Below are 12,818 nucleotides of genomic sequence, written 5' to 3'. Positions count from 1 at the left end.
TTACCTGTTTGACATTTCGCACGTTCTTGGAGTTATTTGCGCACCAGCCGATACCGGACGAGATCCAGAATCCAGACCAACAACATCACCAGAGCGGCAATGCTGAAATTCAGCAGTGCCCTGCCCGCCGCGTCGGCGTCTCCCAGAATAAGTTCGTAACCGGCGAACAACCAGGCGGGAATCCACCAGCCTGCAAGCTCTGCAGACTCTACGGGCGTCAGAAATAAAACAACCATAGCCGACAACAGCAGCGTCCGCACACCATAGAATGGCAGTATCCGAAACAGCGCTTTCATCATGTAGAACAACACAACGAAAGCAACTGCATAGGCCGCCCAGAAAATTCCGTAAGCTAGTGAAGCATCAGTATCGATCATTACAGAACCCAGTGAATAATGTGGTCTTCCCAATCCTCTTCCGGCACGCTGTCCTCAGAGACGACTTTGCCCTGAACGGATACCCCGGCACGATGCACGGAATCCGGATCACCGGATCGCAAGGGGTGCCAGTCCGCAAGGGGCCGGCCTTCCGCCAACGTTCGGTAAGCACAGGTATACGGTAACCAGTGGTAGTCTGATACCGTTTCCGGTGTCAGAACCGTACAACCTGGAACTTTTTTCAGCCGGTCGGAATACACGGTACAACGGCAGGTTTGCGTATCCATGTAACCGCAGACCAGGTCGGTGTGGTACACCTCGCCGGTGTCTTCGTCTTCAAGCTTCTGCAGGCAACAAAGCCCGCAGCCATCACACAGAGATTCCCACTCCGGCCTGGTCATTTCGTTGAGGCGCTTACGCTGCCAGAAGGGAATCTCTGCGATCATTGTCCACGCCGCTCGATTTTACTCCGAAAATCAACAATGTAGGTTTCCTGCTCTTCCGGCATTTGCAAAAAGAAATCCTTCTCGGCCAATGCCTCCAGCACTTCTTTGCCAGTGGTCCTGGCAAGTTTTTTGTCTGGGCTCAACAGCAGATCCATGGCGTGAACCGGCTGCCCGAAGATCGAACGCAAGGCCTCGGGCAGGTCGTCCCAATTCTGGCCGCGGCGAACATAGATGTAGGTATCGCTTTTTTTACTGCTGCGAAACACCGATACAAATTCACGGTCTTTCATTGTGCGAGAAGCTCCTCAATTTCCGGGACGACCGGCGCCAGTATGTCTCTGCGCCAGCCTTCAAAAAACGGATTACCTGCCATGGTGCCATCTTCAATAACGCCTTCAAGGCGTTTTCTTGGCGCCAGCAATTCAATTGGTATATCAGTATCGTCTGCCACTTTTCTGAAGCAACGCTTAACTTTCTTGAACAGCGCCTGCTGATCTCGGGTCAGCGGCCTGGGTATGGGCTTCAGATCGGTGTGGTCGGCTTCTCTGGCACCCCGAACCAGTTCCAGCAGGTGTTCACCATAACGCTTTACAATGCCGCCCGGAACGCCCTGGACATCATTCAGGACTCTGAGCGAACCAGGGCAGCGCTCGGCAATGGCTATCAGCAAGCCATCATTCAACACCCGGTTTCGGGGGCGGTCCAACCGCCTGCACTCCTGTTCCCGCCACACCACCAGGGCCTGCAGAACCGCCTGCTGTTCCCGATTCAGTGTCCAACCGCCGCGAAGTTTCAGGTAGTGTTGCCCCGCGTCCTCCAGGCTGGCCGCTTCATCCGCAAAGCGCTGTGACTCGTCGGCCATAGCCTGTTCCAGCCCGCGCTGGCGCAAGCCATGGCAGACCCACTCATACACCGGTTGCAAAAAACGAATATCATCCAGAGCATAGCGCTCTTGTTCCGGGCTCAATGGCCTGGCTACCCAGTCGGACCGGGTAACAGATTTATCCAGGGTTTCGCCGAACAGGGTTTCCACCAGGCGGGCATAACCCACGGAAAACCCGGCACCGGCCAGTGCCGCGCCAATCTGAAGGTCCAACACACCTTTAGGCATCACATCCAGCCAGTGCCGGAACAGCTCAAGGTCTTCGCTCATGGCGTATAGCAGCTTTGGTCGCTGGCTATCCGCCAGCATCGCCCGAAACCGTTCAGAGGCCTCGGCTACATCCGGATCAATCAGCCAGAACTCACCGCCGCCGCCCAACTGCACCAGACCGGGAATGGGATAGAAAGTAGATACCCGCTCAAATTCTGTGTCCAGCACCACCGGTACCCCGGGCTCGAGGGCGTCCAGCCAATTGTCCAGGGTATCTGGCTCGCGAATCCAGCGAACAGTGTCAGGGGCCGGGGGAACGGTAACGGCCGGTGCGGAAAGAGTCATGAAGGAACCTGAGACGTTATTCAGACAGGGGCTTGCGGCCCCGGAATGCATGGGTAAGTGTAAAGCCGTCTACATAGCCCAGCTCGCCACCCACCGGGATGCCATGGGCCAGACGGGTGATCAGGATATTCTGGCCATCCAGGCGGTCGGCGATGTAGTGGGCAGTTGCCTCGCCTTCGACGGTGGGATTGGTCGCCAGGATCAGTTCGGTCACGCCTTCTTCGCGCACCCGCTGTAGCAACCGTTCAATACCGATTTCTTCCGGGCCCACGCCATCAATCGGCGACAAGTGCCCCATCAGCACGAAATAACTGCCCCGATAATCGCCGGCCTGTTCGATGGCAAGCAAGTCGGAAGGACTTTCCACAACGCAAAGGGTGCCGGTGCGCCTTTCAGGCTTCTCGCAGATATGGCAGATTTCGGTGTCGGAGAAATTCTGACAGCTGTTACAACGACGAACACCGTCCATGGCCTGGCTCAGAGCACCGGCTAGCCGGGTGCCACCGGAGCGGCCCCGCTCCAGCAGATGAAATGCCATGCGCTGTGCTGTTTTCTGACCAACTCCGGGCAAGCACCGGAGAGATTCAACCAATTCATCAACCAGGGGGCTGAATGCCATGAACGCTCCTCAAAGACTATGGCGGGCCGGGGCCAGGTTCAGAACGGCATCTTGAATCCGGGGGGCACACCCATTCCGGACATCATGCCAGACATCTTTTCTTTCTGATTTGCCTCAACACGGCGAACGGCATCGTTAACGGCCGCTGCTAACAGATCTTCAAGAATCTCTTTGTCTTCAGACAGCAGCGACGGATCAATGTCTACCTTGCGAACGTCGTGGCGACCGTTCATGGTCACTTTGACCAGGCCGGCACCGGACTCGCCTGTGACTTCCGCCTTTGCAATCTCTTCCTGGGCCTTCTGCATCTGCTCCTGCATCTGCTGCGCCTTTTTCATCAGGTCGCCCATGTTATTCATCATGTGTTTATCTCCTGCCTGTCTCTATGGGGCGGATACTTTCTTCAACCACCCGCCCTTCAAATCTTTCAACGATATTTTTTACCACCGGGTCCTGACGGATCGCTTGCTCTGCCGCTTTCTGCCTGGCAGCCCGCTGGCGTTCTTCCCAGGCGGCCGGGGTATGAAGCCCTGGCTCACCCTGCTCTATTCTCAGTGAAGTGGCATCACCGAAGCGCGATCTCAAGGCCGCCAGTATTTTTTCTTCATGGCGCGCATTCAGCAGCCGGGCGTGACCTTCATCCAGGGTTAACACCACGGTTTGCCCGTCCATCGCCATGGCACTGTAACTGGCGAGGTTGCCGGGCATGCCATTAATGTCCAATTGGCGAAAATCCCGTTCCCATACAAATCCGTCCGCAGTTACCGGCTCCTGATTTTCGACAACCGGCTCAACCTCCGGTTCCACCGGGCCTTGAGGTTGGGCTTCCTCAAATACCGGCGGTTCGGTGGGCTCAAGTGCAATATTACTCACCAAAGTCTCTGGCTCTTCAGCCTCCGCGCTCAGAGCCGGGTCGCCGGGGTCTGGATCCCAGGGTGGAGCATCCATCATGGGCGGCGCGGGTTCCGGTTCTGCCGAGTCAGCCTCGGCTGGACGGTGTGCTTGCGCTGATTCTGGAATCGGCTGCGGCTCTTGCACCGGCTCAGGATTCTGCGGGGGCATTGGCGCCTGCTCAGTTACCGGTGCAGGCTTTTGGCTTTGAGCTGGCGCAGGGTCTGGTTCCGGTTCGGCGCGCGCCTGGCCCTCATTGCCACCAGAGGCAATGGTTGGCGGCTCACGGCGATCAGCCCCGGGCCGGAAAGCCAACATCCGGAGCAGGGTCATTTCAAACCCCATACGGGCATCGGGTGTGATCGCCAGATCTTTCCGGCCCATCAATGCCGCCTGATAGAACAGCTGGGCGTCTTCCGCGCTCAACTGTTTCGCCAGTGACTGAACCTGGGCGGCATCCCCCAGGGCATTGTCGGCGCTGCCCGGCACCACCTGTTCCATGGTGACCCGGTGAAAGACTGATAGCAGATCCGCAAGAATGACCGCGTAATCCGGCGCAAAATCTGAAATGCGGCTGATCTCCGCCAGCAAACCGGGGCCATCCCGCTCAACCAGCGTTGCAACAATGCGCTCAATGTCGCGCTGATCAATGGTGCCCAGCATATTGCTGACATCACTGGCGGCCAGGTTCTGGTTGCCAAAGGCAATCGCCTGGTCGGTCAGACTCAGGGCATCACGCATACTGCCGTCCGCCGCCCGGGCAAGCAGCCAGAGCGCTGGTTCTTCAAAGGGAATTTGCTCTTCGGTCAGTACGTGCTTGAGGTGGCCTACGATGTGTTCCGGTGTCATCCGCTTCAGGTTGAACTGCAAACAACGGGATAGCACCGTCACCGGCAGTTTCTGGGGATCGGTCGTAGCCAGAAGGAATTTTACGTGCTCGGGCGGCTCTTCCAGGGTCTTCAGGAAGGCATTGAAGGACTGGTTGGTGAGCATGTGTACCTCATCGATGAGGTATACCTTGTAGCGGCCGCGACTGGGAGCGTACTGAACGTTGTCTGTCAGTTCACGCATGTCGTCAACACCGGTGCGGGAGGCCGCATCGATCTCAATCAGGTCAACAAACCGCCCTTCCAGGATTTCCTGGCAACTGCCACACTTGCCACACGGATTGGCGGTAATGCCTGTTTCGCAATTAAGGCAACGGGCCAGCAATCGACCGATGGTGGTTTTACCCACGCCCCGGGTGCCGGTAAACAGGTAGGCGTGATGCAGCCTCTGGTGCTCAAGCGCATGCACCAGTGCCTGAAGCACATGCTCCTGCCCCACCATGTCCTCAAAGGTTCGGGGGCGCCATTTTCGGGCTAAAACCTGATAGCTCATGATCCTTCAACTACTCAGAAAATCGAGCATAACCTTAGCATGGACCGTGATTCTAAAGAAGAAAAGTTGTTTCAGGGAACGCTGTTTCAAGGACAAAGGGGAGGGAAATCTGGGGGTGACCCCATCAGCAATCCCCCGGCACACACATCCACCGCTTCGGCTGCTCCCTTCCGGGCCTGACCGGGTTCACGGTTTCATGTTGCGGGGGCACCAATGGGGCCACCATAACGGCGTTCCGGGACTTTTACCCCGAAAGTGGCGCGCATGTTATCAGAAGGATATAAGGACTACAACGGCCTAGAGCGGCAAGAGCACTTCATCCTGCCGAAACCAGCAGGCAATGCTATAACGGGTTCGCCTTGCCGGCAGCACCTCATGGGGCACTTCCTCGCTCAGGAAGAGTACGGCACGGCCAGCTTCCGGGCGCACAAGGCCAATCGCCCTATCCTCTTCCCGTGGGCTGAACACCTGCAATTCGCCGCCGTCTTCAAGGCCCCAGTCGTCATTCAGGTAAAGCACCAGGCTGATCATCCGGGACGCTCGCCCGCGAAAGCTGTCGAGGTGGCACTTGTAAAAGTCGCCGGCCTGATAGGTCGCATAATGCGCTTCATACCGTTTAAGCCCGAGAAACAGCCTTTGATTGAGGCCAGCCATCAACTGGTCCAGAAACCTGAAAAGACTTGCCTGCGGTTTGGTGAACCCTTCCAGCCAGGCAATACTGTCTCGCCGAACGCTGCGATCCTTCACCAGATCCGCTCCACGCCCGATACCAGCCCGGCTCATCGCTTCGGTGCGTTCGAGAATCTTCACCTCATTGAGCAGGGCCGGCACCAAGCCCTCCGGCAGGCGGTCAGCAAGATCCAGCTCAAGCCAGGCGTGCTCGCTCAAGCCATCCGCCAATTGATCCAGCCACCTTGCGTCAACGCGATCAACATCGTGCGCGCCCGCAGTGCCCGCCAGCGAGCCCTCGCCCACTACCCGATCGAAATGTCCCTGGCCGTGTTCGAGCCGAGGCTCCGGCAGTGGAACAATAACCGCGCTCTGGCTATCAGAATCCATCAATACACCCCCTGAATTTTAGGCTATTGTATGATCAAACTCGCCGGCGCGGCGGATTTAATTTACTCTCTTGGTAAGCAGATACCCTTAAGGAAGTCATCGCAAAGGAAGTCGTCGCACGCCATGTCTGAAAGCAGTAACAAACCACCGGTCTCGGTTACACCGGGACAATGGTCGTTCACCCGCTGGCAAACCATCGGCCAGCTTGAGGCCCTAGAGGTGCACCATCCTCTGTTTCAGGCCACTATTTTCCTCCAAGGCGCACACCTGACTCACTTTTCCCCACGGGACCAGAACAATTGGCTGTGGCTGAGTGAGCTGGCCAAATTCCAACCAGGCCGGCCAATCCGGGGCGGCATTCCAATTTGCTGGCCCTGGTTTGGCGACCCAGCCAAAAACCCGCCGGAAATCCGGAAGCGGGTTCATGAACCGACTGCTCACGGTTTCGCCCGCACCGCCCTGTGGCGCCTGGAAGATGTACGCGAGAGTGCCCATGAAGTGGAGATCAGTCTGTCCCTGAATGCCAACGAGGATTTCGCCGAGCAATGGGATGGCCACGCACTCGTGCTGGCCACGTTCAGTTTCTCGGTCAGGGGTTGCCAGGTTGCACTGACCACCACCAACCTCTCACGCCAGCCACTGGCGTTCAGCCAGGCGCTGCACACCTATTTACCAACCGCTGACATCAGCCGCAACCGCGTGCTTGGCCTTGGCAACAGTCAGTACATAGACACCCTGAAAGACTGGGATTATTGCACTCAGGAAGGCCCGGTCTATTTCGAGGGTGAAACCGACAGAATCTATGAATCCGGCGAGCCCCTTACAGTGGTGACACCGCTTGGCAAACGCAAGCTGACCTCGGTGGGCAGTGATTCGACCGTGGTTTGGAATCCCGGCCCGGACAAATCTGCCCGGCTTTCGGACTTCCCCAGCAATGGCTGGCAAAAAATGCTGTGTGTCGAAACAGCCAATGCCGCGGGCGATTATCGGGTGTTGAATGAGGGCCAGAGCCACACTCTGGGTGTACTGATCGGCCGCATCTAACGGCGCCGAAAATCCAAATCCATCAGACAGGGAGCAGGCATGGGCCTGACATCGTTTCTCAAATCCAGGCTGGTACCAGCCGAACTGGACCAGCAGATAGAGCGAATACGCAAGCCAATCGGCTCACTGGGTTACGACCCCTGGGGTTATAACAACGAGGCCATCAAGTACGGCTTCTCCCTTACCCGGCAGATCTACGAGAAGTACTTCCGTGTTCAGGCCTCTGGCGTTGACAATGTGCCCGCCGAAGGCCCGGTTCTGATCATTGCCAACCATTCCGGCCAGCTCCCCCTGGATGGCCTCCTTATCGGCTATGCTTTGGCATCACGAAAAGACAACCCCCGCATTCCCCGGGCCATGATCGAGCGGTTCTTTCCCACCGTGCCCTGGCTGGGCAACCTGCTCAATGAGATGGGCGCCGTTCTTGGGGACCCGGTCAATTGCGCCAAGATGCTGGAGAACAATGAAGCGGTGATCGTCTTCCCCGAAGGGGTTCGCGGCTCCGGCAAACTGTACCGTGACCGTTATCAGCTCAAGCGCTTCGGTAACGGCTTCATGCATTTGGCCATGAAATACAACGCGACGATTGTTCCGGTAGGTGTGGTGGGTTGCGAGGAAACCATCCCTGCCATTGCCAATATAAAGCCACTGGCCAACGTACTGGGCGTGCCCTACGTTCCGGTGGCACTGCCGGTGATTCTTCCGGCCAAGGTACACCTGAACTTCGGCCCACCCATGCATTTCGACAATACCGAAATCCCGGAAGAACAGGTGACCGAGCGGGTGGAAGCCGTCAAGGCTGAAATCAGCCGATTGATCGACAAAGGGCTTAGTGAAAGGAAAAGGCTGTTCTGATGACCACCAAACGCAGACCCCACATCCTCGTGACTGGTGCCGCCGGCGCCCTGGCTCAACAAGTCATCAGCCGCCTCAAGGAAACCTGCGACCTGGTCGCCGTCGATTTCCGTGAGCAGGTGTACCTCGGAGATGACATCCCCAGCTATTGCATCGACTTCAACAAGCGAGTTTTCGAGGACCTGTTCAGGCGATATCAGTTTGACGGCGTGATCCACCTGGGCCGGATACTGTCCAGCCAGCTAACGCGCATGCGCCGTTATAACGCCAACGTGCTGGGCACCCAGAAGCTGCTGGACCTTTCCCAGAAGTACGGCATTCGCCGGGTGATTGTTCTCTCCACTTACCACGTATACGGCGCCGTCGCCTACAACCCGGCCCTGATTGATGAATCCGCCCCTCTCAAAAGCGCGGGCCTGAGCGCGGATCTTGTGGATTCCGTGGAACTGGAGAACCTGGCCAACATTTACCTCTGGCGCTATCCAGAGCTGAACATCACCATTCTTCGGCCATGCAACATCGTGGGCCCCGGTGTGCGAAATTCCATGAGCTCACTGCTGGGCAGCTCCCGGGCTCCGGTGCTGGCCGGCTTCTCGCCGATGATGCAATTCATCCACATAGACGACATGGCAGATGCCATCGTACTGGCCTGGAACAAACCCGTAAAAGGCGTGTTCAACGTCGCCCCCCAGGATTGGGTAGCCTATCAACAGGCCCTGAAACTTTGCGGATGCCAGCGCATTCCACTGCCATCCATTCCCCCCGTCGTTCCCAAGGCGATTTCAAGAATTCTGAACCTCAGGAGCTTCCCGACTTATCTGATGGCGTTCTTCAAGTACCCAGTGGTGATTGATGGCCGGGCCTTTGCCCGGGAGTTCGGATTTACCCCCAAACGTCAGTTGAAAGATATTTTCCGTTACTATCGGGACAACAAACGGCCAGTGTGAACCAGGCCGGGAAAACGCCGATACCCGTAGACGGAACCGGGAGTTCAGAGCTACCCTGTACAGAATAAGTACAGAATCCAGGTTCAAGGAAAGGCCGAATGCTCAGGGACATCAGCGTGATCAGCTACGGTGCGGCGGCAGCATTGTTCGCGGTGCTGTCTGTGCTGATCGCTACACGTTATCTGCGAAGGGATCTTGACCGCGCCCTCTTCCTTGCGGCGTTGGTCACCACCTTGTGGGCAAGCACCCTGGTCTCCCAGAGCCTTTGGGGGCACCCCGGCTTTTTCGTACGTTACCTGCTTGAATTGCTCAGAGATACGGCCTGGATCCTGCTGCTGTTCGCCATGCTTCGGGACGCTTTTCGCCAGGGCAAGCTCGCCAGCCAGCTCAAAAAAGTGCTTGGCGCCTCCCTCTTCATACTGATCGCAACCCTGCTGACCCTCGGCAGCCTTGAATTTATCCTTGGCCTCGCCCTGCTGGATGGCAAAACCAAAGTCATCGGCCAAATCGCCCTGGCCCTGCTCGGGCTGTCACTGGTGGAACAGATCTGGCGCAACGCCCCCGGCTTTGGCCGGTCCTCCATGAAGTACCTCTGCATTGGTGTTGCCACCATCTTCACCTTTGACTTCTTCATGTACGCCGATGCCCTGCTGTTCGGCAAAGTCGCCGATTCGTTCTGGAATGCCAGGGGCTTCGTCAATGCTGCATTAATGCCGCTGTTTGCCGTCAACATTATCAATACCCGCAAACAACCGGTGGATTTCCAGCTTTCGCGCTCCGCGGTATTCCACGTGGGCACCTTCCTGTTCGCCGGCGGGTACCTGTTGTTCCTTGCCGTAGGTGGATACTACGTTCGCGCCCTGGGGGGAGCGTGGGGCGAAGCCATGCAGGTGCTGTTCATCAGCGTTTCCCTGGCATTTCTGGTCACCCTGTTATTGTCGAGGCGAATCCGGGCCAAGCTAATGGTGTTCATCAGCCAGAACTTTTTCGACTACAAGTATGATTACCGGAATGAATGGCTGAGAATGACCCGTGAACTGGCCGATCTGAGCAATGATCCTCCCCTGCCCGAGCGCGTAATCCGAATTCTCGCAGGCCTGGTGGAGAGCAACGCTGGCGCCATCTGGCTTCGCAGCGACCAGGGCGACTACCTGCTGAATGCGAGCGTGAACCTCGCCACGCCAAAATACACCATTATCGATAGTGATTCCGAACTGGTCCGTTTTTTCACGGATCGGGAGTGGATTATTGATCTGAACGAATACCGGTCCGACCCGATAAGCTACAACCTGCTCGAGATTCCTGACCCCATCACCAACACCCCAGACGCCTGGCTGATTATTCCCCTGTACCTTGGCAACGAGCTTTACGGCGTTGCCATGGTGGGGCGCCCCTATTCGAAAGTTGAGTTGAACTGGGAAAACTTCGACCTGATCAAAGTGGTAGCCCGACAGACCTGTAACCTGCTCGCCCAGATGGATGCCCAGAACCGCCTCTCGCGGGCCATGCAGTTCGAGGCTGTGAGTAAAGCCTCAGCATTTATGGTGCACGACTTGAAAACCCTGATTGCACAGCTGTCGCTGCTGGCTAAAAACGCCCCCAAGCATCGAAACAACCCGGCGTTTATCGACGACATGATCGCCACCACAGACCACGCAGTACGCAAAATGGCCAACCTCGTGGACCACATTCGCAAGCCTTCCAGCCCGGCGGAAGAAAACCGGAGCCCGATAAACCTGACCGAATTGGTCCAGGAGCTGATCGCCCATCACAGCCACCGGGCGCCGGCACCTGCCCTGCAAGGCAGCCCAGACAACATTTTTGTGTCTGCGGATAAAGAACAGCTGCGGAGCGTGCTCAGCCACCTGTTGCAGAATGCCCAGGATGCAACCCCGGCAAACGGCGACATATCCATCAATCTTAAAACCGCCAAAGGCAATGTTGTGATCTTCATTCAGGACACTGGCACTGGCATGACCGACGACTTCATCCGCAGCCAGCTGTTCAAACCATTCGAGAGCACAAAGGGCCTTACCGGCATGGGAATTGGCGCCTACCAGGCCAGAGAATACATTCAGGAATTAGGCGGCAATATTGATGCCACCAGTGAGCCAGGCGTTGGGTCTTGCTTCTCCGTCAGGATTCCTCTGCTCACGTCCGAAGCCAAAATACGGGCTGCGGCCCCGAGTGTGCCAATTCAGGAAACCGTACACCCACAGAAAACCGTCAACTAATCGTCACCCGAAGGTATTTTTCTGAATCAGCATTGCAAAGTGTCAATTTTCAGTTAAGAATCATAACCATGGAAATGCCGGTTCAGCCAATGGTGGCAGCCGCGCCGTACACAGACCAAAGGATTGAGTGTTGTTGTGAAGCAGCTACTGATTGTAGAAGACGACCCCGGCCTGCAGAGCCAGATGCGCTGGTGTTTCAGCGACGACATTGACGTATCTGTTGCCTCAGATCGTGAGGCCGCGCTCACGGCCCTCCGACGCCTTGAGCCCCAAGTGGTTACCCTGGACCTTGGCTTGCCACCGGACCCAGGCGGAGCCTCTGAAGGCTTTGCCTTGCTGGAAGACATTTTACGCCTGGCACCCATGACTAAAGTGATCGTCGTGACCGGCCGGGAAGACAAAGAAAACGCGGTCAAAGCCATTGGCATGGGCGCCTCTGATTTCTACCAGAAGCCGCTGGACGCAGACATCCTTACTTTCGTGGTCAACCGCGCGTTCCGACTCGCAGAGCTCGAGAGAGAGAACCGTGAACTGGCCGGCCAGGGCAACGGCACCAGTATCAAAGGCATTGTTGCCGCCAGCCCTGAAATGCTCGCTATCTGCCGTACGGTTGAAAAAGTCGCCCCTGCAGACGTTACTACTCTAATTACCGGAGAAACCGGCACTGGCAAGGAACTGCTGGCCAGGGCACTGCACGACCTCAGCCACCGGGCTGACAAACCTTTTGCCGCCATCAACTGTGCCGCCATCCCGGAGAACCTTCTGGAAAGTGAGCTGTTCGGCTTTGAAAAGGGCTCGTTTACCGGCGCGACGCAATCGAAGAAAGGCAAAATTGAAAGCGCCAATGGGGGAACCCTGTTCCTCGATGAGATCGGGGACATGCCCATGGCCCTGCAAGCAAAACTGTTGCGGTTCCTGCAGGAACGAGTGGTAGACAGGGTGGGTTCAGTCAAACCCATACCGGTAGACGTCCGGGTGGTCTGCGCGACCCATAGAAATGTTCAGGACCTAATCAGTCAGGGTGAGTTCCGGGAAGACCTTTACTACCGGATCAGTGAAATCACCCTGGATGTGCCAGCCCTGCGGGAACGTGAAGGCGATGCTCTGGTAATAGCCCAGTCGTTGCTGAAAACCCTGGGCAAGCAGCTCGACCGACCCAACCTGTGTTTCTCCGAAGACGCTGTACAGGCCATTAATGCCTATGGCTGGCCAGGGAACGTGCGGGAGATGATCAACAAAGTGAAACGGGCCATCATTATGGCTGACGGCAAACGGATTACCGCAGAAGACCTGGTGCTCCCCGCCGACGGCTGTGAAGCTGACTACCAGTTAAACCTTCGCCAGGTTCGTGAAGCGGCGGAACGTAAAGCGATCATGCAGGCGTTGACTACCAGCAACTTTAATATGACGCAGGCTTCGAGACTGCTGGGGGTCACCCGCCCAACGCTCTATAACCTCACAGACAAATACCGGATTGAGACCTCCACCGCGACAAGCGGTGTGTGACCAACCCCAACGGATTCAGAAC

The 12,818-nt window shown here is 56.9% G+C and carries 13 protein-coding genes and 1 other RNA gene; 5 read left to right on the top strand and 9 right to left on the bottom strand.

Annotated elements, in window-relative coordinates; translation table 11 throughout:
* Positions 1-32: 32 nt before the first annotated feature.
* The 9 genes from ACTZWX_RS01955 to ACTZWX_RS01915 all read right to left on the bottom strand — a co-directional run bounded on the left by ACTZWX_RS01955 (position 33) and on the right by ACTZWX_RS01915 (position 6,210).
* Positions 33-377: a hypothetical protein gene (locus ACTZWX_RS01955; protein WP_444712513.1), complete on the bottom strand. Its 345-nt coding sequence runs from the start codon at positions 375-377 to the stop codon at positions 33-35.
* Complete coding sequence (locus ACTZWX_RS01950) at positions 377-823, bottom strand: YcgN family cysteine cluster protein (protein WP_342632389.1); 447 nt, start codon at positions 821-823, stop codon at positions 377-379. Before ACTZWX_RS01950 ends, ACTZWX_RS01955 begins: the two co-directional genes overlap by 1 nt.
* Entirely contained in the window at positions 820-1,113 is a 294-nt protein-coding gene (locus ACTZWX_RS01945; protein ID WP_444712512.1) for a YcgL domain-containing protein, read from the bottom strand. Before ACTZWX_RS01945 ends, ACTZWX_RS01950 begins: the two co-directional genes overlap by 4 nt.
* Positions 1,110-2,261 (bottom strand): ribonuclease D, encoded by a 1,152-nt coding sequence (locus ACTZWX_RS01940; protein ID WP_444712511.1) that lies wholly within the window; start codon positions 2,259-2,261, stop codon positions 1,110-1,112. The genes ACTZWX_RS01945 and ACTZWX_RS01940 overlap by 4 nt, the downstream gene beginning before the upstream one ends.
* A 16-nt stretch (positions 2,262-2,277) precedes the next feature.
* Positions 2,278-2,880: a recombination mediator RecR gene (gene recR, locus ACTZWX_RS01935; protein ID WP_072677420.1), complete on the bottom strand. Its 603-nt coding sequence runs from the start codon at positions 2,878-2,880 to the stop codon at positions 2,278-2,280.
* 38 nt (positions 2,881-2,918) lie between these two features.
* Positions 2,919-3,242 carry a YbaB/EbfC family nucleoid-associated protein gene (locus ACTZWX_RS01930; RefSeq protein ID WP_152438051.1) on the bottom strand — a complete coding sequence of 108 codons (324 nt, stop codon included), beginning with the start codon at positions 3,240-3,242 and terminating at the stop codon, positions 2,919-2,921.
* Between the two features lie 4 nt (positions 3,243-3,246).
* Positions 3,247-5,151 (bottom strand): DNA polymerase III subunit gamma/tau, encoded by a 1,905-nt coding sequence (dnaX, locus tag ACTZWX_RS01925; RefSeq protein WP_444712510.1) that lies wholly within the window; start codon positions 5,149-5,151, stop codon positions 3,247-3,249.
* A gap of 119 nt (positions 5,152-5,270) precedes the next feature.
* Positions 5,271-5,367, bottom strand: an RNA gene (gene ffs / locus ACTZWX_RS01920) — signal recognition particle sRNA small type.
* An 81-nt stretch (positions 5,368-5,448) separates the two neighbouring features.
* Complete coding sequence (locus ACTZWX_RS01915; RefSeq protein ID WP_444712509.1) at positions 5,449-6,210, bottom strand: 2OG-Fe(II) oxygenase; 762 nt, start codon at positions 6,208-6,210, stop codon at positions 5,449-5,451.
* Positions 6,211-6,333: 123 nt separating this feature from the next.
* Between ACTZWX_RS01915 and ACTZWX_RS01910 the strand changes: the two genes are divergently transcribed.
* The 5 genes from ACTZWX_RS01910 to prsR all read left to right on the top strand — a co-directional run bounded on the left by ACTZWX_RS01910 (position 6,334) and on the right by prsR (position 12,796).
* Entirely contained in the window at positions 6,334-7,254 is a 921-nt protein-coding gene (locus ACTZWX_RS01910; protein WP_444712508.1) for a D-hexose-6-phosphate mutarotase, read from the top strand.
* Between the two features lie 39 nt (positions 7,255-7,293).
* Complete coding sequence (locus ACTZWX_RS01905) at positions 7,294-8,109, top strand: lysophospholipid acyltransferase family protein (RefSeq protein WP_444712507.1); 816 nt, start codon at positions 7,294-7,296, stop codon at positions 8,107-8,109.
* Entirely contained in the window at positions 8,109-9,056 is a 948-nt protein-coding gene (locus ACTZWX_RS01900) for an SDR family oxidoreductase (RefSeq protein ID WP_152438047.1), read from the top strand. The genes ACTZWX_RS01905 and ACTZWX_RS01900 overlap by 1 nt, the downstream gene beginning before the upstream one ends.
* Before the next feature lie 98 nt (positions 9,057-9,154).
* Positions 9,155-11,290, top strand: coding sequence for an XrtA/PEP-CTERM system histidine kinase PrsK (gene prsK, locus ACTZWX_RS01895; RefSeq protein WP_444712506.1), 2,136 nt, complete (start codon positions 9,155-9,157; stop codon positions 11,288-11,290).
* A gap of 135 nt (positions 11,291-11,425) precedes the next feature.
* On the top strand, positions 11,426-12,796 hold the full coding sequence (prsR, locus tag ACTZWX_RS01890; protein ID WP_444712505.1) for a PEP-CTERM-box response regulator transcription factor: 1,371 nt from the start codon (positions 11,426-11,428) through the stop codon (positions 12,794-12,796).
* The last annotated feature ends 22 nt before the right edge of the window (positions 12,797-12,818 follow it).

The organism is Marinobacter sp. NSM (assembly GCF_052380025.1).
GTDB lineage: Bacteria > Pseudomonadota > Gammaproteobacteria > Pseudomonadales > Oleiphilaceae > Marinobacter.
The sequence above is the reverse complement of the archived record's forward strand: the minus strand, read 5'-3'. Positions and strand labels throughout refer to the sequence as shown.